Annotated in this window: 18 protein-coding genes and 1 tRNA gene; 5 read left to right on the forward strand and 14 right to left on the reverse strand. The window is 45.5% G+C overall.

Annotated features, from left to right (window positions below):
- Positions 1-47: 47 nt before the first annotated feature.
- From lon to E0D71_RS00395, 5 genes are all read right to left on the reverse strand, one after another.
- Entirely contained in the window at positions 48-2,435 is a 2,388-nt protein-coding gene (gene lon, locus E0D71_RS00375) for an endopeptidase La (RefSeq protein WP_133001326.1), read from the reverse strand.
- Positions 2,436-2,638: 203 nt separating this feature from the next.
- Positions 2,639-3,919, reverse strand: a complete 1,281-nt coding sequence (gene clpX / locus E0D71_RS00380; RefSeq protein ID WP_133001327.1) for an ATP-dependent protease ATP-binding subunit ClpX — start codon at positions 3,917-3,919, stop codon at positions 2,639-2,641.
- 13 nt (positions 3,920-3,932) lie between these two features.
- Positions 3,933-4,565 carry an ATP-dependent Clp endopeptidase proteolytic subunit ClpP gene (clpP, locus tag E0D71_RS00385; protein ID WP_133001328.1) on the reverse strand — a complete coding sequence of 211 codons (633 nt, stop codon included), beginning with the start codon at positions 4,563-4,565 and terminating at the stop codon, positions 3,933-3,935.
- A gap of 74 nt (positions 4,566-4,639) precedes the next feature.
- The gene (tig, locus tag E0D71_RS00390; RefSeq protein ID WP_133001329.1) at positions 4,640-5,968 is read right to left on the reverse strand and encodes a trigger factor; all 1,329 of its coding nucleotides are present in this window, start codon (positions 5,966-5,968) and stop codon (positions 4,640-4,642) included.
- 539 nt (positions 5,969-6,507) lie between these two features.
- A tRNA-Arg gene (locus E0D71_RS00395) sits at positions 6,508-6,584 on the reverse strand.
- 440 nt (positions 6,585-7,024) lie between these two features.
- Here E0D71_RS00395 and E0D71_RS00400 point away from each other — a divergent pair.
- Positions 7,025-7,867 carry a YihY family inner membrane protein gene (locus E0D71_RS00400; RefSeq protein ID WP_165942933.1) on the forward strand — a complete coding sequence of 281 codons (843 nt, stop codon included), beginning with the start codon at positions 7,025-7,027 and terminating at the stop codon, positions 7,865-7,867.
- A 36-nt stretch (positions 7,868-7,903) separates the two neighbouring features.
- Positions 7,904-8,455, forward strand: a complete 552-nt coding sequence (locus E0D71_RS00405) for a hypoxanthine-guanine phosphoribosyltransferase (protein ID WP_133001330.1) — start codon at positions 7,904-7,906, stop codon at positions 8,453-8,455.
- An 86-nt stretch (positions 8,456-8,541) separates the two neighbouring features.
- On the opposite strand, the gene sthA is transcribed toward E0D71_RS00405, so the two are convergent.
- The 8 genes from sthA to E0D71_RS00445 form a co-directional block, all read right to left on the reverse strand.
- Positions 8,542-9,936, reverse strand: coding sequence for a Si-specific NAD(P)(+) transhydrogenase (gene sthA, locus E0D71_RS00410; protein WP_133001331.1), 1,395 nt, complete (start codon positions 9,934-9,936; stop codon positions 8,542-8,544).
- A gap of 22 nt (positions 9,937-9,958) precedes the next feature.
- Complete coding sequence (gene nqrM, locus E0D71_RS00415) at positions 9,959-10,189, reverse strand: (Na+)-NQR maturation NqrM (protein WP_133001332.1); 231 nt, start codon at positions 10,187-10,189, stop codon at positions 9,959-9,961.
- 271 nt (positions 10,190-10,460) lie between these two features.
- Positions 10,461-11,687 carry an NADH:ubiquinone reductase (Na(+)-transporting) subunit F gene (gene nqrF, locus E0D71_RS00420; protein ID WP_133001333.1) on the reverse strand — a complete coding sequence of 409 codons (1,227 nt, stop codon included), beginning with the start codon at positions 11,685-11,687 and terminating at the stop codon, positions 10,461-10,463.
- Between the two features lie 41 nt (positions 11,688-11,728).
- Complete coding sequence (nqrE, locus tag E0D71_RS00425; RefSeq protein WP_133001334.1) at positions 11,729-12,337, reverse strand: NADH:ubiquinone reductase (Na(+)-transporting) subunit E; 609 nt, start codon at positions 12,335-12,337, stop codon at positions 11,729-11,731.
- The gene (locus tag E0D71_RS00430; protein ID WP_133001335.1) at positions 12,338-13,000 is read right to left on the reverse strand and encodes an NADH:ubiquinone reductase (Na(+)-transporting) subunit D; all 663 of its coding nucleotides are present in this window, start codon (positions 12,998-13,000) and stop codon (positions 12,338-12,340) included.
- Complete coding sequence (locus tag E0D71_RS00435; RefSeq protein ID WP_133001336.1) at positions 13,000-13,800, reverse strand: Na(+)-translocating NADH-quinone reductase subunit C; 801 nt, start codon at positions 13,798-13,800, stop codon at positions 13,000-13,002. The genes E0D71_RS00430 and E0D71_RS00435 overlap by 1 nt, the downstream gene beginning before the upstream one ends.
- Complete coding sequence (locus tag E0D71_RS00440; protein ID WP_133001337.1) at positions 13,793-14,989, reverse strand: NADH:ubiquinone reductase (Na(+)-transporting) subunit B; 1,197 nt, start codon at positions 14,987-14,989, stop codon at positions 13,793-13,795. Before E0D71_RS00440 ends, E0D71_RS00435 begins: the two co-directional genes overlap by 8 nt.
- A gap of 3 nt (positions 14,990-14,992) precedes the next feature.
- Positions 14,993-16,330, reverse strand: coding sequence for a Na(+)-translocating NADH-quinone reductase subunit A (locus tag E0D71_RS00445; protein WP_133001338.1), 1,338 nt, complete (start codon positions 16,328-16,330; stop codon positions 14,993-14,995).
- Between the two features lie 451 nt (positions 16,331-16,781).
- On the opposite strand from E0D71_RS00445, the gene folX reads away from it, so the two are divergent.
- From folX to E0D71_RS00460, 3 genes are read left to right on the forward strand one after another with little or no spacing between them, the layout of a single operon-like run.
- Positions 16,782-17,150, forward strand: coding sequence for a dihydroneopterin triphosphate 2'-epimerase (gene folX, locus E0D71_RS00450; RefSeq protein WP_133001339.1), 369 nt, complete (start codon positions 16,782-16,784; stop codon positions 17,148-17,150).
- A gap of 7 nt (positions 17,151-17,157) precedes the next feature.
- The gene (gene mfd / locus E0D71_RS00455) at positions 17,158-20,568 is read left to right on the forward strand and encodes a transcription-repair coupling factor (RefSeq protein WP_133001340.1); all 3,411 of its coding nucleotides are present in this window, start codon (positions 17,158-17,160) and stop codon (positions 20,566-20,568) included.
- A complete protein-coding gene (locus tag E0D71_RS00460) occupies positions 20,565-21,365 on the forward strand; it encodes a CsiV family protein (protein ID WP_133001341.1) in 801 nt (266 codons plus the stop codon). The genes mfd and E0D71_RS00460 overlap by 4 nt, the downstream gene beginning before the upstream one ends.
- Positions 21,366-21,602: 237 nt before the next feature.
- Here E0D71_RS00460 and sohB read toward each other — a convergent pair whose 3' ends face one another.
- Positions 21,603-22,652: a protease SohB gene (gene sohB, locus E0D71_RS00465; RefSeq protein ID WP_133001342.1), complete on the reverse strand. Its 1,050-nt coding sequence runs from the start codon at positions 22,650-22,652 to the stop codon at positions 21,603-21,605.
- Positions 22,653-22,799: the final 147 nt, after the last annotated feature.

The following is a 22,799-nucleotide window of genomic DNA, read 5'->3' on the forward strand; positions in this document are numbered from 1 at the left end:
CAAAGTTATACAAGCCCTCCCTACCCCTTGTCAACACGGGGTTTAGCCTAATGATGACTCACAGTTTCTTGTTCATCAACAGTTTTTTCCTTTGAAGCCAAGGTTTCTTCCTTTTTTGGTGAAGGAATGTACTCTAAAGCAATATCTAGGACTTCATCAATCCATTTTACCGGAATAACTTTCATATCGGCCTTAATATTATCTGGAATCTCTTTCAAGTCACGCGCATTCTCTTGAGGAATAATGACCGTTTTAATTCCCCCTCTATGAGCCGCTAAGAGCTTCTCTTTAAGACCACCAATAGGCAACACCTCTCCACGCAAGGTAATCTCACCTGTCATCGCCACAGACGCTTTAACAGGGATCTTTGCCAACACAGAAACAATGGCAGTACACATGGCGATACCCGCACTTGGGCCATCTTTTGGTGTCGCACCTTCCGGCACGTGCAAATGCAGGTCTGTTTTTTCATGGAAATCAGCATCGATACCCAAACCTACCGCTCGACTTCTCACCACCGTCAAAGCCGCCTGAATGGATTCTTGCATCACATCCCCTAACGAGCCCGTTTTCACATGACGGCCCTTACCGGCCACACCAGCGGCTTCAATCGTCAATAATTCACCACCAACCGAGGTCCAAGCTAAACCTGTCACCTGCCCGATTTGGTTTTTCTCTTCTGCTTTGCCGTAACTGAACTTACGAACACCAGAAAAATCTTCCAGATTCTCAGACGTCACAGCCACTGCATCGGCTTTTTTACTCAAGGTTTGCTGTTTGATCACACGACGGCAAATCTTGCTCAGCTCACGCTCTAGGCCACGTACACCGGCTTCTTTGGTGTAATAACGAATCACATCCATTAACGCCTCGTCAGAGACTTGAATTTCTTTCTCTTTCAAGCCCGCCAACTTAATTTGCTTAGGCAATAAGTAGCGCTTGGCAATGTTCAATTTTTCGTCTTCGGTATAACCTGGAATACGAATGACTTCCATACGGTCCAACAGAGGGCCCGGAATGTTCATGCTGTTAGAAGTACAGATAAACATCACGTCAGACAGATCATAGTCCACTTCTAAATAATGATCGCTAAAGGTATGGTTTTGCTCTGGATCCAAGACTTCAAGCAAGGCTGACGCTGGGTCACCGCGCTGATCCATCCCCATCTTGTCGATTTCATCCAACAAGAAAAGAGGGTTTTTAACTTTGATTTTAGCCAGTTTTTGCAACAATTTACCCGGCATAGAACCAATGTAAGTACGACGATGACCGCGAATTTCCGCTTCATCGCGAACCCCGCCTAACGCCATGCGAACGTATTTACGATTGACCGCTTTGGCAATGGACTGACCCAAGGAGGTCTTACCTACCCCTGGCGGCCCAACCAAACACAAAACCGGTCCTTTGACCTTTTTCACACGCTGCTGCACCGCCAAAAACTCAAGGATGCGTTCTTTTACATCCTGCAAGCCGTAATGGTCTTGGTTCAGAATTTTTTCCGCATACGCCAGATCGTTACGTACCTTGCTGCGTTTTTTCCATGGTAGGGAAATCAACCAGTCAATATAGCCACGCACCACCGTCGCTTCTGCAGACATTGGCGACATCATGCGTAACTTTTTCAATTCCGCTTCGGCTTTTTCAGTCGCTTCTGGAGACATGCCCGCTTCTTCGACTTTTTCTTGCAGAATATCAAGCTCACTGCCACCGTCTTCCATGTCGCCAAGTTCTTTCTGAATCGCCTTCATTTGCTCATTCAGATAATACTCACGCTGGCTTTTCTCCATCTGCTTCTTAACACGACTGCGAATATTCTTTTCAAGATGAGCAATGTCTAACTCGCCATCCATCAAAGAAATTAAGTATTCACCACGGGCGGTTAACGACTTGATCTCTAAGACTTGCTGTTTGTCTTCAAGCTTAAGGCTCATGTGACCTGTAATGCTATCAATCAACTTAGAAAGGTCATCAATCGATTTTACTGATGTGACCACTTCAGCAGGGATACGCTTACTTCCCGCGACATATTCGTCTAGCTGTTTTAGCAAAGCACCGCGAATAGCACTGTACTCGGATTCATTTTCTTCTTCTGCTTCAAGCGCCATAATGCGACCAGAAACATACTCTTCACCTTCCTCAATAGCATCAAGGCGCGCACGAGAGCCGCCTTCAACAAGCACTTTAACTGTGCCATCAGGAAGTCGTAATAACTGCATTACTTTGGCAGTGGTACCAATAGAATAAAGATCCTCAAGCTGCGGATCGTCTTTAGAAGCATCTTGTTGGGCAACCAAAAACACATATTTATCATTTTCCATTGCCGCTTCAAGTGCAGCGATAGACTTTGCGCGGCCAACAAACAATGGCAACACCATATGAGGGTAAACAACCACATCGCGCAATGGCAGCATGGGCATCATTGAAAATTTTGACATATTTATATCCAATCTGGGCGCAATATACCGCGCACTTTCATTTCATTCTTTGATTAGGAAAGAGATAAGGACAATAATAAAAAAAACAACCGTATCAGCACGTTGAATTCAGTGTACATGCAGTTTTTGAATCTAACACTAAAAAAAAAGCCGAGTTCGAATAGAATATTCAAACTCGGCTTTCGCAGTAAGTCAGACAGAAATTAGCCGTTTTTCGCTAATTCTTCTTTTTCCAACACCATCAAAGGCGCAGATTCACCTTTCATAGAGGCGGCGTCCATCACTACTTTTGACACATCACTGCGTGCAGGAAGGTCGTACATGCAATCCAACAAAGCGGATTCCAAAATACTACGCAAACCACGAGCACCGGTTTTTCGCTCCAATGCCAATGCAGCCGCTTCTTTTAGCGCTTCTGGTGTAAATTCAAGTTCCACACCTTCTAGCTCAAACAGATGCTGATACTGCTTAGTCAGCGCATTCTTAGGCTGGCTAAGAATGGTAACCAATGCTTCTTCATCAAGCTCTGACAAGGTAGCAACCACTGGCAAACGACCGACAAACTCAGGGATCAAACCGAATTTAACAAGGTCTTCTGTCTCAACTTGGTGAACCGCTTCAGAGAAAGATCGACCTTCTTCTTTGCTTTTCACTTTGGCTGAGAAACCAATACTACTTTTTTCTGTACGCTCACTAATAACGCGCTCTAGGCCAGCAAATGCACCGCCACAGATAAACAGAATATTTGAAGTATCTACTTGCAAAAACTCTTGCTGAGGATGCTTACGCCCACCTTGTGGAGGCACAGACGCAACGGTTCCTTCAATCAACTTCAATAGCGCCTGCTGAACACCTTCACCAGACACATCACGTGTAATCGATGGGTTATCAGACTTGCGTGAGATTTTATCAATCTCATCAATATAGACGATACCGCGCTGCGCTTTCTCTACATCGTAATCACAGCTTTGAAGCAATTTCTGGATAATGTTTTCAACATCTTCACCCACATAACCTGCTTCTGTTAGCGTAGTGGCATCCGCAATCGTAAACGGCACATCCAACACGCGAGCAAGCGTTTGAGCTAACAAGGTTTTACCACTACCAGTAGGACCAATCAGGAGAATGTTACTCTTACCTAATTCAATATTATTGTCGGTCTTACCTTGGTGACGCAAACGCTTGTAATGGTTATAAACCGCTACCGCCAAGACGCGCTTCGCACGATCCTGACCAATAACATATTCATCCAAAGACGCACTTAATTTAGCCGGTGTTGGCAGCTCATCACTGGCCTCACCTGGCGTATCGCCTTGCAATAACTCTTGAGTAATAATGTTGTTGCATAGATCAACACATTCATTACAAATATAGACCGAAGGCCCTGCAATCAGCTTCTTAACTTCGTCTTGGCTCTTTCCGCAGAAAGAACAATATAATAGCCGATCAGAGTGGTCGCCACGGCTAAACTTATCATCCGACATTTATTCCACCCTTTTAAACCGTACGTTTTTGTAAAATTTCATCAATCAGACCGTACTCTTTCGCCGTTTCAGGATTCATAAAGTTGTCTCGATCTGTATCGATGGCAACTTGCTCAATTGGCTTACCGGTATGAAACGAAATGATCTCATTCAATTTATGCTTAATGCTCAAAATTTCACGAGTATGAATTTCAATATCAGACGCTTGCCCCTGATACCCACCAAGAGGTTGGTGAATCATTACACGTGAATTTGGCAAGCAATAACGCTTACCTTCAGCACCCGCAGTAAGAAGAAGCGCACCCATACTTGCTGCTTGACCAATACACATGGTGCTCACATCTGGTTTGATGAACTGCATAGTATCATAAATTGACATGCCCGCTGTGACCGATCCACCTGGTGAATTGATGTATAGGTGAATGTCTTTATCTGGGTTTTCAGATTCCAAAAACAACAACTGAGCCACAACAAGGTTCGCCATGTGATCTTCTACTTGGCCAACTAAAAAGATAACGCGCTCTTTTAATAATCGCGAATAAATATCAAACGATCTTTCTCCACGAGCTGTCTGTTCAATTACCATTGGAACCAGACCGTTACTTGTGATGGCAACCGGGCCTGTCGTTGGATTAGTCAAATTCATATCACATTCCTTAAAACAAAAAAGCCGACATAACTAATGCTATGTCGGCCTTATTTAAAAAGATAAGAAGAATCTTATGCTTCTTGCCCTTCTTTTTCAGCTTGGGCTTCTGGCTTGATAGCGTCTTCATAACCCAAAGTTACATCAGTAATTTGAGCTGTTTCTAACAGTTTATCAACAACTTGCTCTTCAAGTACAGCAGATTGAACTTGTGATAGCTGCTCTTTGTTCTTCAAGTAGTAATCGATAACTTGTTGTGGCTCTTGGTAAGATTGAGCCATGTCTTCTAGGAAGGCACGAACTCGATCATCATCCACTTTAAGATCGTTTTGCTTGATAACTTCAGAAATTAGCAAACCAAGTTTAGCGCGTTTTGTCGCTTCGTCTTGGAACAATTCTGCAGGCAATTGGGAAGCGTCAAAACCTTGACCGCCAAACTGCTGAGCCGCTTGCTTACGCAATGCATCAACTTCTTGATCAACCAAAGCAGAAGGCACTTGCACGTCACCGTTGATAGACAATAAACCATCAAACAATGCGTTTTTCAATTTTGCTTTAACCGCTTGGTTTAACTCGCGATCCATGTTTTTGCGAACTTCAGCACGAAGCGCTTCAACAGTCGCTTCTTCTAGACCGAATTTTTCAACAAAAGCGTCGTTCAATTCAGGAACGATTTGTTCAGCAACTTCTGCAACGGTAATTTTGAACGTTGCTTCTTTGCCTTTCAAATTCTCTGCTTGGTAATCTTCTGGGAAAGTAACAGAGATAGTACGCTCTTCAGACGCTTTAGCGCCCAAGATGCCTGTTTCAAAGCCAGGAATCATTGTGTTAGAGCCAAGTACTAGTTTGTGACCTTCTGCAGCGCCACCTTCAAATGCTTCGTCACCTAGGTAACCAACAAAATCGATGGTTACTTGGTCGCCGTCTGCAGCTTCACGCTCAACAGCGGCCCAATCAGCATTTTGCTTACGCAATGTTTCAAGCATGGTATCAACATCAGCGTCTGTTACGTCAGAGCTAACACGATTTACAGTGATAGCAGAGGCATCAGCCAATGTGATTTCAGGGTAAACTTCTACTTTAGCAACAAACTCTAAATCTTCACCTTCAGCGAAGTTTTTAGGCTCAATTGCAGGCATACCAGCAGGTTGCAATTCTTCTTTTTGAAGTGCTTCCATGTAAGCGTCACGCATGATTTGCTCAACCGCTTCCATACGAATGCCTTGGCCGTAGCGTTTTTTAACAACACTTACTGGCACTTTACCTTTACGAAAACCGTCAATGCGAACTGTTTTCGCTGTTTTTGCCACTTCGGCACTTACTTTTTCTTCGATACGAGCAGCTGGAACACTGATGGTAAGAACGCGCTCGATTGGAGACGTTGTCTCTACAGAAACTTGCATAAAACTTCCTCTCGGGAACTTGCTTTATTTGCCGGCGTTGTTGCGCGAAGCGCAACCCAATAGTGACCAACAAAACCTAGTTTAAACGTGCAAAATAATGCATTAAAAGCCTGTACACAGAACACTTTGAATCGCCTGCAAAACGCAGCAAACATAAACCCAAAACACCCTACAATTTAAGCGTAATGATCACGCTCTCACAGTCGCCAGTTCCAAATGACTGAACTCACTGTTTACAGTACTTTCAACGTATACTTCACTGAAAATTGTGGCGGTATGTTAATGAAGGATAACTAAGGAGTCAAACCCTTTATCAAAACGCCGAATGAACAGACTTACCGCACTCATTGAATTCGAGAACCATGGGCAACCCATAAAAAACACACAGACTGATTTGGCAACAGACAAAAAGCGTTAAAGAAGAAAGGAAAACACTCAATTAATCGAGCTATATAGACAAACACACGAAAAGGGGAATTCTCTTGATGAGAAACTCTGTTAAAGAGCACGACTAAGAATAAGGGCAGATCATTGCAAAATGGTAGGCCAGGCAGGATTCGAACCCGCGACCACCCGCTTAGAAGGCGGGTGCTCTATCCAACTGAGCTACTGGCCCACTGCAATTTCCGCGATATTATACGCTTACAAAAAACATAAAGCTATACAGAATAAAACGACATTCCACATAAAGCCAAAATCTCTATTTCATTGATAAATAGAGTATTCATTGTCATTTGTATGGTGCGCTATTATAGGGATGGATTACTTGTCGTCAACTGATAGGCATAAAAAAAGCCCAGATAAACTGGGCTAAAAATGACTTTTCGTCACCAAGGAACCGAGAATAGACAAAACATACGTTTTGTTATTCATCAGAACAAATATCACAAAAGGAACGAGATCCATATTAGCATAAAAGAGCGCGAACACAATGGACTCTCACCAAAATAGAGCGACTTGCACTGTTATTGTGCAATGTGCAACAACACCCTACTCCACTGTCTAATTCATGACGAATTATGCTATCGTCACCCTATATTATTGACGGAGACCCCCATGCTAAAGCGCCCCCAATTCAACGTCCAAACAGCTGCAATGTACTGGCGCGAGACATGGAAACAATTCCAACAAAGCCATTTAACCCAAAGAGCGGCCCAACTCACCCTATCCAGCCTATTAGCCGCCGTCCCCATCATCACTATCATCATTGGGATTCTAGGGTTCACTCCTGCCTTACAGCACATGCAAACGCAGTTTTTTGACTTCATCGAGTCTCACCTGACTGCCGGCACCAGTGATGCCATTTTCCCCTACTTACTCAAGTTTTCGGAACAAACCAAAAACCTACCCGCCGCGGGCTTAGTCGCCTTGGTCTTTACCGCACTCTTACTATTGAACTCTTTTGAAGACAGCGTTCAATCCATCTGGAACATCAAAAAGAAACGCAAAGTACGCGAAAGGCTGCTCACTTACTGGGCAATGCTAACGCTAGGGCCGATTTTATTGGCCGCCTCCTTGAGCCTATCTGGCACCATGCTGTCTTTTCAAATTCGCGACATCGAACCCAACACCTGGATCAGCAATCTATTAAGCTTTGGGCGCATTGCTATGTACTTTCTCATATTGCTGACCCTTAACTTTTTAACACCCAACACCGAGGTGTCCCTCAAGCTCGCCTCTATTGCATCCTTATTCGGCGCCATCGCCCTCTTTATTTTAAATACGATATTCAGCCGCTTTGCCCACTTCTTCAGTTCCTACCAAGTGGTTTATGGCGCGTTCGCCGCCCTTCCCATCTTTTTGATCTGGCTGCAGTCCCTTTGGGTTATCATTCTGGCGTCAACTTGCTTGTGCGCCAGCATCCATAAAATTAAAAACTTAGCATCTGGTCAAGATTAGGTTAAAATCACGCGATCATTACAAGCAGAGTTACTTATGATCAACAAAATCAACGATCTAAATACCATTTTAGATGAGTCCGACTGCCTTATCGATGCTCAGCAAATCGACACCGCTTTAGATAGCATGGCAAAACAAATCACCACCGACCTAGCAGATAAGCTACCGCTTGTTATTTGCGTAATGAATGGCGGATTGATTCCGACCGCAGCCTTGATCGAGCGCTTGTCGTTTCCTATTGAGCTGGACTATGTTCACGCCTCACGCTACGGCATGGAAACCGAAGGAACCAATCTGAAGTGGATGAGCTACCCTCAGACAGACATCAGCGGCAGAGACGTCTTGATTGTTGATGATATTTTCGATCAAGGACACACCTTGCAAGCCATCATCGAATGGTTTGAAGCACAGGGCGCAAACAGCGTGTTTTCCGCTACGATCGTTAATAAACTTCACGATCGCAAAGTAGACATGACCCCTGATTACATTGGTCTAGACGTTGAAGACCGCTTTTTGTTCGGCTTCGGCATGGACTACAAGGGTGCATTCAGAAACCTGAAAGGCATTTATGCCATCAAAGGCAGCTAATCGCCCCCTTTGATCCCACCCAGAACCAACAAAAAAAGGCATTCACCCGCAAGAGTGAATGCCTTTTTTATGAACGGTAAACGACCTTAGAAAACGCGATTAAAGCCGTTTAGCGCAGCAACACGGTACGCTTCTGCCATCGTTGGATAGTTAAACGTTGTGTTCAAAAAGTATTTCAACGAGTTCTGCTCACCTGGCTGCTTCATAATCGCCTGGCCAATGTGAACAATCTCTGACGCTTGGTCACCAAAACAATGGATCCCCAAGATCTCCAAGCTTTCACGATGGAAAAGTATTTTTAACATACCCACCGCTTCACCCGTAATCTGCGCGCGCGCCGTGTTTTTAAAGAAAGCACGACCCACTTCGTAAGGCACTTTTTCCGCCGTCAATTCCGCTTCCGTTTTACCGATAGAACTGATTTCTGGAATGGTGTAAATCCCGGTTGGCACTTCACTGATAAAGTGACCACCTTGAATACCAAACATATTGGCCGCTACCGCTCGACCTTGGTCGTAAGCAGCACTCGCCAAACTTGGCCAGCCGATCACATCACCCGCTGCATAGACGTTCTCAACTTGCGTTTGATACGTATCGTTAACCGCCAGTTGACCACGACCATTAGCTTCCAAACCAATGCTGTCCAGACCCAAAGAATCTGTATTGCCAGAGCGACCATTACAAAACAATAACGCATCGGCACGCAATTTCTTGCCAGACGCCATGTTCATCACAACACCACGCTCCGTGGTTTCCACAGACTCATAGGTCTCATTGTGGCGAATCAAGACACCACCATCGCGCAAGTGATAACTCAAGGCATCGGTGATTTCATCGTCCAAGAAGCTTAACAATTTCTTACCTGGGTTGATCAACTCAACACGCACACCCAAGCCACAGAAAATAGACGCGTACTCACAGCCGATCACACCCGCACCGTAAATAATCAAAGAACGCGGCGTGTGACTCAAACTCAGAATAGTATCAGAGCAATAAATTCGAGGATGCGTGAAGTCAATATTCGCAGGACGATAAGGACGCGAACCCGTTGCAATGACCACTTTTTCTGCCACCAACAACTCTGGACCACGTTCGTAGGTATTCACCTCAATGGTGTTTGCGTCTTTAAACTTACCACGACCAAAATAGATATCGATGCGGTTACGAGCGTAATATTCAGTACGACCCATTACCTGCTTATCAATGACTTTATTGGCTCTGTCTAATACCTTAGGAAAAGAAAACCAACGAGGCTCACCAATATCACGAAACATCGGATTTGTATTAAAGGCGATAATCTCTTTTACAGCGTGACGCAAGGCTTTTGATGGGATTGTTCCTAGGTGCGTACAACTCCCTCCGACTTGTGGACTAGCCTCAACAACTGCCACTTTTTTTCCTGCCTTGGCCGCATTCATAGCAGCGCCTTCACCAGCAGGGCCGGTACCTAGCACCACGACATCGTAATGTCTTGTCGTCATAGTATCCTCTTTAAAAATTCATTTACTTAGACGCGTCGTAAAACGTTTCACTTGAAGCGCTTTTGGAAGCTGTTTTTTCTTCTTTTTCGCATTTGCCTTTGTCGCCACCACAGATATCACAAGCAACTTCCATACCCAAAGCACTCATACCACCACAGGAACCAGCAATCGGCTTTCTTCCCATAATGACACCAATGGCCATAGCCGCCACCAACAACAACATAAGCGCAAACGCCAAAACAATCGTCAACATACTCTTTCTCCAAAAAACGAGGGCAGCAGTACCACCATCGCAAACTTAAAACTGTGTTGAGGCGTTCATCACAACGCCAATTGATCCTCTTACACCTTAACAACTAATGGTGCAGGGAGTGAGTCAAGCCGCTCTCAATTCAGAAACAAATAAGAAAACCCAATGAGACAGACAAAACAGAGACACACTTTTATTTTGTTTAGACACTGCACACAAGCAATGCATAAACAAAATAAGACCCGCCTAAATGGCAGGTCTTATCATTTGAACACTAGCCACCAAAGTCATCGAGGAGAATATTTTCTTTCTCAACACCTAGGTCTTCTAGCATTTTAATAACCGACGCATTCATCATTGGAGGCCCACACATGTAGAACTCACAATCTTCTGGCGCTGGGTGATCTTTCAGATAGCTTTCATAAAGAACGTTATGAATGAAGCCAGTCTTACCATCCCAGTTATCTTCTGGTTGCGGATCAGACAAAGCCAAATGCCATTCAAAGTTTTCATTTTCTTCTTGAAGCTTATCGTACTCTTCAACATAGAATGCTTCACGCACACTACGAGCACCATACCAGAAAGAGATCTTACGAGTAGAATGCAGACGTTTAAGCTGGTCAAAGATGTGTGAACGCATTGGCGCCATACCAGCACCACCGCCCACAAACACCATTTCAGCGTCTGTGTCTTTCGCAAAGAACTCACCAAATGGTCCATATACTTTAATCTTATCACCTGGTTTCAGGCTAAAGACATAAGAAGACATTTGACCTGGTGGCAAGTCGTCTTTTCCTGGTGGTGGCGAAGCAATACGAATATTAAACTTAACCACGCCTCTTTCTTCAGGGTAGTTCGCCATAGAGTAAGCACGGATAACCGTCTCATCTACTTTAGAGACAAACTTCCAAAGATTGAACTTATCCCAATCACCACGATATTCTTCATCGATATCAAAATCTTTGTAATTCACCGTGTGAGCTGGCGCTTCAAGCTGAACATAACCACCAGCGCGGAAATCGACATTCTCGCCTTCTGGTAATTTTAGTGTTAGCTCTTTAATGAAGGTCGCAACGTTAGGGTTAGACTCAACAGTACACTCCCAAGCCTTAACACCAAACACCTCTTCAGGTACTTCGACATCCATATCCTGCTTAACCGCTACCTGACAAGAAAGGCGGTAACCTTCCTTCTCTTCACGACGAGTAAAGTGAGACTGCTCAGTGGACAACATAGAGCCGCCACCGGTTGTCACTTTACACTTACACTGCGCACAGGTACCACCACCGCCACACGCGGACGATAGGAAAATACCATTGCCAGCCAAAGTCTGAAGTAACTTACCGCCCGCCGCGGTTGTTACTTCCCTTTCACCATTGATGCGGATTGTTACGTCACCAGAGCTTACCAATCGAGCACGAGCAGCAAGAATAATTGCCACAAGACCCAATACGATAGCTGTGAACATCACCACACCTAGAATAATTTCTAAGTTGACCATGTTAGTTAAACCTTATTCTTGGTTGTCTATTGTATGCAGGTTTAAAGCTGCACGCCCGAAAATGACATAAAGCCTAAGCTCATCAAGCCAACAGTGATAAAGGTAATACCTAGACCACGAAGACCCGCTGGAACATCTGAGTATTTAAGCTTTTCACGGATACCCGCAAGCGCAGCAATCGCCAACGCCCAACCGATACCAGCACCAACGCCATAGACAACACTTTCACTAAAGTTGTAATCACGCTCAACCATGAACAAAGACGCACCCATGATGGCACAGTTTACTGTGATAAGTGGCAAGAACACACCCAATGCGTTGTATAACGCGGGCATATACTTATCTAGCGCCATTTCCAATATCTGAACCACAGCCGCAATAACACCGATGTAGCTCAGTAGACCCAAGAAGCTTAAGTCAACATTTGGCAGACCGGCCCATTGTAGAGCGCCGTCTTTCAATAAGTTTTGGTACAACAAGTTGTTCAAAGGAACCGTGATGGCAAGCACCACAACAACCGCAATACCTAGACCTAGGGCTGTTTCTACTTTTTTGGACAACGCCAACAAAGTACACATACCTAAGAAGAAGGCCAAAGCCATGTTTTCAACGAAAACCGCTTTAACAAACAGACTAATTAAATGTTCCATTTATAGCGCCTCCTGAGCACGTGAGTTAGCTGCAATCTTGAACTCAGGCTCTTCCACTTGCTCTTTCTTATAAGAGCGCAACGCCCAAATAATCAAACCAATAACGAAGAAAGCACTAGGCGGAAGAAGCATCAAACCGTTTGGCTGGTACCAACCACCGTTTTGCACTGTTTCAAAAACCACATGACCGAACAGCTTACCTGCGCCCAATAGTTCGCGGAAAAACGCGACTACCATCAACATGGCGCTGTAACCAAGACCGTTACCGATACCGTCTAAGAAGCTCATGCCTGGACCATTTTTCATGGCATACGCTTCAGCACGACCCATTACGATACAGTTCGTAATGATCAAACCAACGAAAACGGAAAGCTGCTTACTGATTTCAAAAGCAAACGCTCTTAATACCTGGTCAACCACGATTACCAAAGAAGCAATGATGATCATCTGTACTATGATACGGATGCTGCTTGGAATGTAGTTACGAATGATCGCAATAAAGAAGTTAGAAAATGCGGTAACCAACGTCAGTGCGATGGCCATAACCAAACTAACATTCATGCTACTAGTAACCGCTAGCGCAGAACAAATACCAAGGATTTGTAGCGCAATTGGGTTATTAGCGAGAATCGGTCCAAAAAGAACCTTTTTCACTTCAGACATTATTTCTCTCCTCCACTACGAAGTTTCGCCAAGAAAGGTCCAAAACCATCATCGCCCAACCAGTATTGAACAAGATGCGTTACACCACGACTTGTCAGTGTTGCACCAGACAAACCATCTACTTTATGAGAAGCATCAGGGTCTGACTTACTAACACCGCCTTTCACAAGCGCAATCACAGCTTGACCTTGGTCGTTGTATACTTCTTTGCCTTTCCACAAGGCTTTCCAGTTCGGGTTGTCTACTTCGCCGCCCAATCCAGGTGTCTCACCTTGATCGTAGAAGCCAAAACCAACCACGGTAGAAAAGTCATTCTGTAGCGCCATAAAGCCGTACATTGTTGACCACAAGCCGTAGCCATGTACTGGCAATACAATGCGATCAATCTTGTCACCAGACTTAACAATGTACACAGCGGCGTATTTAGCGCGACGCTTAATGCTTGCTGGGTCTTTGTCTGCTGGCAATGCTATTGATAGCTTAGGATTTTTTGCCGCTGCTTTTTGATCGTAAGTAGCAGGGTTAATGCCCGCTTCTTTGATCTCAGCAGGCGTCGCAAAATCGCCCGTTTTTAAGTTAACAATACGTGTTTCAACGTTTTTGAAAATCTCATCAACTGACTTACCAGGCTCTAACATGCCAGCGGCCGCTAGGATGTTTTGCTTACGGTCTAAGTCTTTATTTGCTTTCTGAATAGGCTTAAGCCCCACTGCTGCCGCGGCAACAAAGACAGAACAAACCAAACATAGAGCCAACGCGACTAAGAGAGTCTTTTTGATGCTTTCGTTACCGCTAGCCATTGCGTGCAATCCTCCGTTTGATGTTTGCTTGAACAATAAAGTGATCAATAAATGGTGCAAACAGATTCGCAAACAGGATTGCCAACATCATACCTTCAGGGTACGCAGGGTTAACAACACGAACTAGCACAACCATGACACCAATTAATGCACCGTAGAACCATTTACCGCGTTCTGTCATCGAAGCAGACACAGGGTCTGTCGCCATGAACATCATACCGAATGCGAAACCACCTAATACCATGTGCCAGTACCAAGGTGTTGCAAACATTGGGTTTGTGTCAGAACCGATAAGGTTAAACATAACAGAAGTAGCAATCAGGCCAATCATCACACCGGCCACGATACGCCATGCTGCGATTCTCATCACCAACAAGATAGCGCCACCAATAAAGATAGCCAAGGTAGACGTTTCACCCATCGAACCTTGCATGAAGCCAAAGAAGGCATCTGACCAAGTTGTCGTTAGGTTCGCCACGCCATCTGCCGCAAGCTGACTTAATGCCGTCGCGCCAGAAAAGCCATCTACTGCTGTCCAGACTGAATCACCAGACATAGAGGCAGGGTAAGCGAAGAACAAGAAGGCACGACCTGCTAACGCAGGGTTCAGGAAGTTTTTCCCGGTACCACCAAACACTTCTTTACCTAGCACAACACCAAAAGAGATACCTAAAGCGACCTGCCATAAAGGCACTGTCGGCGGTAACGTCAAGGCAAACAGGATAGAAGTAACAAAGAAGCCTTCGTTCACTTCGTGCTTACGCACGGCAGCAAACAACACTTCCCAGAAACCACCTACAACAAAGGTAACAAGATACACTGGCAAGAAATACATAGCGCCATAAATCATGTTATCCCAAATGCTGGCTGGATTATAAGCAGTCAAACCACCAATAATCGCTTGACGCCAATCGTCTCCAGCACCCACATTCATTGCTTGCAACGCGGTGTTTGCTTGGAAGCCAATGTTGTACATGCCAAAGAACATTGCAGGGAAGGTACACATCCAGACCAAGATCATGATGCGTTTCATATCCACAGCATCACGAACGTGTGAGCCATTGCGTGTTACCGAGCTAGGACGGTAAAAAATCGTATCAACCGCTTCGTAAAGCGCATACCATTTTTCGTATTTTCCGCCGGTATGGAACGATGGTTCCATTTTGTCGAGTACTTTTCTAAGCCCCATGAATTAACCCTCTTTCTCTATTAGAGTTAGGCAATCCCGAAGGATCGGGCCATATTCGAATTTACCAGAGCAGCTATAAGTACAAAGAGCCAAATCTTCTTCGTCTAACTCTAGCGCACCCAATTTCTGTGCTTGCTCAGTATCATTCACCACCAATGCACGCAACAACTGCGTTGGCAAAATATCCATTGGCATTAAGCGTTCAAAGTGACCCAGTGGCAACATAGTACGGTCACTACCATTGGTCGTAGACGTCATATCAAACGACGACTTGCCTGTCAGCTTAGATAAGAACACATTCAATACAGAATGTTTCTCAGTACCCGCGCGCAGGTAATGCATCATTTCGCGCTCACGCCCTTCTCGAATAACAGTCACTTGGTTGTGGTAACGACCAAGGAAGGCAAACGGACCGAATGTGTTACGGCCAGACAATACTGAACCAGAAATAACGCGATTATCGCCATCTGCCAATTCATTCGCGAGCAATGCATCCAAATTCGCACCGATTTGAGTACGAACAAGACGCGGTTTTTTCACCTGTGGTCCAGCAATGGAAATAACACGTTCCACACTCAACTCACCCGTAACAAAAAGCTTGCCGATAGCAACAACATCTTGGTAATTAATAGACCAAACTGTTTTCTTATCACTAACAGGATCAAGGAAATGGATATGAGTTCCTGCTAACCCAGCTGGGTGCACACCGGCAAACTCTTCAACCACAACGTCTGTCGTCGTTGGAATTTTGGCACCAGGCGCTTTACACAAAAACACTTTACCAGCCGTTAAACGACTTAGCACAGTAAGACCGTCTGCAAACGCTTCCGTTTGGTCCGCTAAAACAACTTCAGGGGAGGCAGCAAGAGGATTGGTATCGATCGCCGTAACAAAAATAGAACTTGGTAATGACGCAATCTCAGGAACTTTTGAATAAGGTCGAGTACGGAACGCCGTCCACAAACCTGAATCAACAAGGTTCTCAACCACTTTATCGCGATCTAGACCTTTAAGTTCGGAACCCGCGTAAGTCGCAAATTTTTCAGACTCATCGCCCTCAAGCTTGATAACAACCGACTGTAATACACGTCGTTCGCCACGATTGATCGCAGCAATAGTACCCGCAGCAGGAGCAGTATATTTCACACCTTCGGTTTTCTTATCCGTAAAGATGACTTGCCCTTTTTTGACCTTATCTCCTTCCGCAACCAACATGGTAGGTTTCATACCATGGTAATCGGGACCGATTACCGCAACAGTTTTCGCTGCCGCCGCATCTTCAATCACTTGACTGGGAGCTCCGCTAATAGGGAGTTCAAGGCCTTTTGTAATTTTATACATATGTTCTGCCCAACAGTAAATTGAACACAAAAGCACTGTACGTTTTGCTCATAACCCCCTCCGGGAAAACATTCATGAACTTATAACAACAGCTTAGGTTGTTATAAAACGTAAATTCACTTCACCAAAAAACCGCTGTATTATAGTGATCATTAGCTGGCTTGACTACTATTCAACAGAGCCTTTAGCTTCTAACCTTTGCTCATTGAGGTACTTTTTTACACATTCGCCCTAGCATGCGGACAAAAAACAAACATTGCCTGTTGTTTTTTTCTTACAATATCCTTTTTTCATACAGGGTAATCACTTCAATAAAAGCGCAAATACCCCATAGCGTCAGAGAATTGCCAAATCCACGCAACAGATAGCCTCCCCCCTAGTTGCCATCCCAACACTAAACCGACACAATATTCTGACTTAATTAAACGCAGTCATTCTTAGGATACGCACCATGCCTCAGCTCAATGCGCAGATTCATATAGAAAACCTTCGCTTAAGAACCTACATCGGCTTTAATGAAACTGAGAAACAGAACAAACAAGATGTGGTGATTAATGCTTGGATCGACTATTGCGCGGGCGAAGCAAGCCAAAGCGACGACATAGACAAAGCGGTTAACTATCGTACCCTTTGCAAAAAGATCATTCACCATGTTGAGAACAATCGCTTTTTACTATTGGAAAAACTGACTTCAGAGGTACTGTCACTTTGCGCCAACGCAAACAACGTAACCGCCGCGAAAGTCACCATCAGCAAGCCCCATGCGCTGCGTTTTGCCGACTCAGTCTCACTTACTTTATCGACCCAAAGGGACGCTTAAAAACATCATGTTAGATGCCTTATCTCTTACCCTTAAATCTGGCTACAAAAACCTTATTGAAGGACTCGACGGCAGCCGAAAAGCGCTGCAACTGCTGTCCATTGCAAAACAATATAAGCGCCCTACTGTGTGCATCACCAACACCATCGCCGAGCTAAACGAGCTCGAAGACGAACTGTCTTTTTTAAGCAGCGGCCAACAAACCGTGTTGCGCTTTAGCGATTGGGAAACCTTACCCTACGATGCCTTTTCACCGCATCAAGACATTATTTCCCAGCGCCTAGAAACCTTGGCAAAGTTATCCGAAAGCGATGCGCCTATTGTCTTAACCACGGCCGCGTCTTGTTTAACGCGACTGTGCCCGAAACAACACCTCGATGCGCAACATTTTCATGTTAAAGAAGGCCAGCTATTAGCCCTTGAAAAACTGGCCAAAAGACTCACTGATGCCGGCTACTTAAATGTCGACAACGTTCATGAACATGGCGAGTTTTCCATTCGCGGCGCGTTAATGGATGTGTTCCCTATGGGAGCCCACAACCCAATTCGCATCGACTGGTTCGACAACGAGATTGATTCCATTCGTTTCTTCGACACCGAAACCCAGCGCAGCACCGACAAGGTCACTGAAATCAAAATGCTGCCTGCTAAGGAATTCCCCACCAGCACGCAAGGCATTCAGCAATTTCGCCAAAACTTTCGCGAACGATTTGACACAGACCCACTGTCTAGCCCGCTTTATCAAGACATCTCAAGCGGCATCATTCCCTCTGGCATCGAATATTATTTGCCGCTTTTCTTTACCGAGACCAGCACCTTCTTCGATTACCTAGATCCGCAAACCCTGATCGTTCGCATGGACACCTTCAATGAGCAAATTGCCAGCGTACAACTGGATTACCGGAGCCGGCACGAATCCCTCAACTACGACATTGAACGCCCCATTTTAAAACCCGAGGAAATTTGCTTACGTGAAGACGAGTTGTTCTCACACCTTAACCAATACGCCAGTGTTATTTTCTCCGAGCAAGGGGACAACACCAATTACCGTGCATTGGACAATGTAAAAATAGAATCAAAATCGCCCACGCCACTGGGCAATCTTAGCCATTTCCTCGACCGTTCATCCGCTCGCGTACTGATTGTCGCTGAGTCCGCAGGTCGTCGCGAAGCCCTGCTTGAATTACTCAAAAAACACAAAATTCAGCCCGATTATTGCGAGAACTGGTCACACTTTTTAGCCACTGAAAAATCCCTCTGCATTACCGAAGGCAATATTGGTCGTGGCTTTCAAATCAAAAACGACATCGCACTAATCGCCGAAAGCGAAATTCTAGGGGAGCGCGTCTCACAAAAACGTCGCCGCAAACACGGTGACGTCAACGAAGACGCCATCATTCGCAACCTCACAGAGTTACGAATGAACGCCCCTGTTGTGCACATTGATCATGGGGTGGGACGCTATTTAGGGTTAACCAATCTACAAATAGACGGCCAAGAAACCGAACTCCTCACTTTAGGCTATGCAAACGAAGCCAAATTGTACGTTCCGGTATCCTCACTGCAGCTGATTTCGCGCTACACAGGCGCCGATGAAGACACCGCACCGCTGCACAAACTGGGCAGCGATAAATGGAACACTGCCAAACAAAAAGCCGCTGAAAAAGCCCGTGACACGGCCGCTGAATTATTGGAAATTTACGCCAAGCGCGAAGCCCGTGTGGGTCACGCCTTCAATAAACCTGACGATCAATACGAGCTGTTTTCCGCCGGCTTCCCGTTTGAAGAAACCCCTGACCAACAGCTGGCCATCGACGCGGTCATTCAAGACATGTCCTCGCAAAAGCCAATGGACCGATTGGTCTGTGGTGATGTGGGCTTTGGTAAAACCGAAGTCGCCATGCGCGCCGCATTTTTGGCCGTTGAAGGGGGCAAGCAAGTCGCGGTACTGGTCCCCACCACCCTACTGGCTCAGCAACATTATGAAAACTTCTGTGACCGCTTTGCGGACTGGCCTGTCGAAATAGAGCTACTGTCTAGATTCCGCTCAGGAAAACAATCCAATGAAGCCATTGCACGACTTGAAAACGGCAAGGCTGACATTGTCATAGGCACCCATAAACTCATCCAAGGCGACATTAACTTTGCCAATTTAGGCTTGGTTATTATTGATGAAGAGCACCGCTTTGGCGTCAAACAGAAAGACCAATTCAAAGCACTGCGTGCCGAGGTGGATATATTAACCCTCACCGCGACCCCGATTCCTCGCACATTGAACATGTCTCTATCAGGGATTCGCGATTTGTCCATCATTGCCACGCCGCCTGCTAAGCGATTGTCGGTAAAAACCTTTATTAAACAAAAAGACGATTACCAAATCAAAGAAGCCATCTTGCGAGAGCTGCATCGTGGCGGGCAAATTTATTATCTTCATAATGACGTACAAAGCATCGAAAAAGCCGCCGCGGACCTGGCCGAACTGATTCCTGAAGCGCGCGTTATTGTGGGTCACGGGCAAATGCGCGAGCGCGAACTAGAACAAGTCATGTCAGACTTCTACCACAAACGCGCCAATGTCTTGGTGTGTTCTACCATCATTGAAACCGGCATCGACATCCCTAACGCCAACACCATTATTATTGAACGGGCTGACAAATTTGGTCTAGCTCAGCTCCACCAATTACGCGGACGCGTCGGTCGCTCACACCACCAAGCGTACGCCTACCTATTAACACCACAAGATAGAAAACTCACCAAGGACGCAGAAAAACGCCTTGAAGCCATCACCCTTGCCGACACATTAGGCGCAGGCTTTACCCTCGCCACCCATGACTTAGAGATACGCGGCACCGGCGAGCTATTGGGCGATGGCCAAAGTGGTCACATTGAACACATCGGCTTTTCATTGTTTATGGAGATGTTAGATCGGGCGGTGAAATCCCTGAAAAATGGCGAATCGCCCAATGTTGATATCACCTCACCCACTATGACAGACATCAATTTGCGCATCCCAGCCTTGATACCAGAAGACTACCTAGGCGATGTTCATTCACGACTGATTCTCTACAAACGCATCGCCAGCGCCACCAGCGAAGAACACCTAAAAGACCTACAAGTGGAGATGATTGACCGCTTTGGGCTGTTGCCTGAACCAACGAAAAACCTCTTTCGACAAACAGACATCAAGCTAAAAGCTGAAAAACTGGGCATCACTAAAATTGAAGCCAACCAAAAAGAAGGTAAAATATTCTTTAGTAGCACCACACCAGTTGACCCGATGAAATTGATTCGTTTGATACAAACCAAGCCAGATCAATATAAACTGGTAGGATCAGATACGTTAAAATACATCGCTAGCATGACAAACGCGGAAGAGCGCTTTCAACAAACCTACAAAACATTGGAACAATTACATTGAAAACTTATTACTTACTGCTGTTGACCCTCGCCGCTTTTAGCAGCCAGCTGTTCGCCGCCAACGAAACAGAGTACAACCCAAGTACCGCACGCGCCTATGAGGCCTATTTGTTGACGTTCGTCTGGCCAGACAAGGATTCCAGCGAGCAAGTTGATTATAAAAGCCTCGTGTCTGCGGCCAATCTGCCGAGATACCCGTCCCCTAGCGCAGACTCCAGCCGCTCCTCGGCGGCCAACATTGCGCAATTGTCAGTGCCGTTTGATCGCTTTAAAAACAAAATAGCGCCCCACGCTGAGGTGCTGGTCAATAAGAAGTGGACGCTCATTTTCAAAACGACTGGCGCTACCTTGCATGAAACCTTTCACAGCGACGTCATGAAAAACGGCTACCCTGAGCTAACCGGTAAGATTGCGATCAAACTCGGCCGTTATTTAGAATCTGACATCCAATACAAACATTACCGCTTTGACCCTCGACCTGCGCCACCGGTCAGCGAACAAGAAAGCCAAGCGGACAGCCAAGGCGCTCTGCCCGCCCAAACTCTGCCTGCGACGCTTGAGCCAACATGGGTGCTCAACTTAGAACAGAGCAACAAAACCGCCAGCAAAAAACTTAATTACCTTGATCACCCGATCATAGGCACCTTGATTTATTTTGAGCCCATCAGCCTAGATGACGCCATTCAACAAGTGTCTCTGGAGAAACTCACACCAACCGCAGAAGAAGCCCAACTGCCTTCTAGCAGTGCCGTTCAATTGGCACCCACCTACGACGTAAAACAAACGGGCAATCAATAACAAAGCCTTTAGGGAAGGGGCGAATACGTCGTCTAAGCCTCAATCAAGAGGACTTGTTCGTACCTTCCTAAGCACCACCACATTAGCAACGCACCACGCATTAGCAACGCACCACGCATTAGCAACGCACAACCAATGCACGGTGATTGATCCCAGAACAATAAAAAACTCGAGCCATGTCACCATGGGTCGAGTTTTTTTGCATTAGGGGTACGAACCCAATAACACACTAGCTGGCTAGTAACCGCGAGATTGAATCACCTTACTAATCCAAGACACCGCTTTTTGTTCAAAAGCAGAAAACACAGACAAGCCAAAACGCTCTGCCATGCCTTTAGGCTGCTTAAAGGCCACCTGCACAACATCCGCATTTTCGTAGTGAGAAACCAAGTAAGAGTCACTGGTCATTACCGCATCCACCAGCTTATTTTCTAACGCTTCTGAACCGTACCAAGTATCCCCAGTGGCGATAGCGTCAATGTCTAAAATTGGGCGCTGGCTTGATACAAACTCTTTAAACAGCACATGCGTGTCTTCCAAATCTTGTTTGAATTTTTCACGGCCTTCGTCTGTATTTTTACCCAACATGGTTAAGGTGCGCTTATAACGCCCTGCAGTATGAAGCTCAACGTCAATCAAGCCTTTGTCTAATAGTCGGTGTACGTTAGGCACTTGAGCCACCACACCAATAGAGCCAAGAATCGCAAACGGGGCAGCAATGATTTTGTCTGCCACACACGCCATCATGTAACCGCCACTGGCCGCCACCTTATCAACACACACAGTCAATGGAATATTGGCTTCTTTCACGCGCTGTAATTGCGACGCCGCCAAACCATAACCATGCACCACACCGCCACCGCTCTCTAAACGCACAACCACTTCATCTTCAGGGCGTGCCACACTCAATACGGCGGTAATTTCTTCACGGATAGTGGTCACAGCAGACGCTTTTATATCACCATCAAAGTCCAAAACATACAGGCGGTTTTTACCTGTCTCTTGTTGCTCGTCTTTTTTCTGTCCGCCTTTCTTCTGAGCTTTTTTCTCCAACTTAAGCTGCTTTTTGGCGGCTTTGGCTTGCTCTTTTAGGGCCTTTTTATCCAGCAATTGATTATTCAATTCCGCCTTCATGCTGTCATAGCCTTCATTCAGCTTGGTCACTGATAGACTGCCAGAGCGAGATTTACTTTTGCCGCTCGCAATCATCGCTAAAAGCACACCAATCACAATGGCCACACTGACCAACTTCAACATGAAGCCTGCATAATCTGTCAAAAATTCCAAGTCTCTCTTCCTTTGTAGTGATAAGTTATTGATGATATTGGGGCAATTAAAAGAAATAGCAATCTCTATTAAGAGATTAAGAATATAGATACGCGCAGAATTATCCCTTATGATCCTTACAATAAACTCACAGTGTGGATAAAATGC

This window comes from Marinomonas sp. KMM3893, from assembly GCF_004352855.1.
Lineage (GTDB): Bacteria > Pseudomonadota > Gammaproteobacteria > Pseudomonadales > Marinomonadaceae > Marinomonas > Marinomonas arenicola.

Bases quoted from the DNA above. Each gene is read 5' to 3' on its own strand.
- lon (WP_133001326.1), bottom strand. From the start codon at position 2,435: ATGTCAAAATTTTCAATGATGCCCATGCTGCCATTGCGCGATGTGGTT.
- clpX (WP_133001327.1), bottom strand. From the start codon at position 3,919: ATGTCGGATGATAAGTTTAGCCGTGGCGACCACTCTGATCGGCTATTA.
- clpP (WP_133001328.1), bottom strand. From the start codon at position 4,565: ATGAATTTGACTAATCCAACGACAGGCCCGGTTGCCATCACAAGTAAC.
- tig (WP_133001329.1), bottom strand. From the start codon at position 5,968: ATGCAAGTTTCTGTAGAGACAACGTCTCCAATCGAGCGCGTTCTTACC.
- E0D71_RS00400 (WP_165942933.1), top strand. From the start codon at position 7,025: ATGCTAAAGCGCCCCCAATTCAACGTCCAAACAGCTGCAATGTACTGG.
- E0D71_RS00405 (WP_133001330.1), top strand. From the start codon at position 7,904: ATGATCAACAAAATCAACGATCTAAATACCATTTTAGATGAGTCCGAC.
- sthA (WP_133001331.1), bottom strand. From the start codon at position 9,936: ATGACGACAAGACATTACGATGTCGTGGTGCTAGGTACCGGCCCTGCT.
- nqrM (WP_133001332.1), bottom strand. From the start codon at position 10,189: ATGTTGACGATTGTTTTGGCGTTTGCGCTTATGTTGTTGTTGGTGGCG.
- nqrF (WP_133001333.1), bottom strand. From the start codon at position 11,687: ATGGTCAACTTAGAAATTATTCTAGGTGTGGTGATGTTCACAGCTATC.
- nqrE (WP_133001334.1), bottom strand. From the start codon at position 12,337: ATGGAACATTTAATTAGTCTGTTTGTTAAAGCGGTTTTCGTTGAAAAC.
- E0D71_RS00430 (WP_133001335.1), bottom strand. From the start codon at position 13,000: ATGTCTGAAGTGAAAAAGGTTCTTTTTGGACCGATTCTCGCTAATAAC.
- E0D71_RS00435 (WP_133001336.1), bottom strand. From the start codon at position 13,800: ATGGCTAGCGGTAACGAAAGCATCAAAAAGACTCTCTTAGTCGCGTTG.
- E0D71_RS00440 (WP_133001337.1), bottom strand. From the start codon at position 14,989: ATGGGGCTTAGAAAAGTACTCGACAAAATGGAACCATCGTTCCATACC.
- E0D71_RS00445 (WP_133001338.1), bottom strand. From the start codon at position 16,330: ATGTATAAAATTACAAAAGGCCTTGAACTCCCTATTAGCGGAGCTCCC.
- folX (WP_133001339.1), top strand. From the start codon at position 16,782: ATGCCTCAGCTCAATGCGCAGATTCATATAGAAAACCTTCGCTTAAGA.
- mfd (WP_133001340.1), top strand. From the start codon at position 17,158: ATGTTAGATGCCTTATCTCTTACCCTTAAATCTGGCTACAAAAACCTT.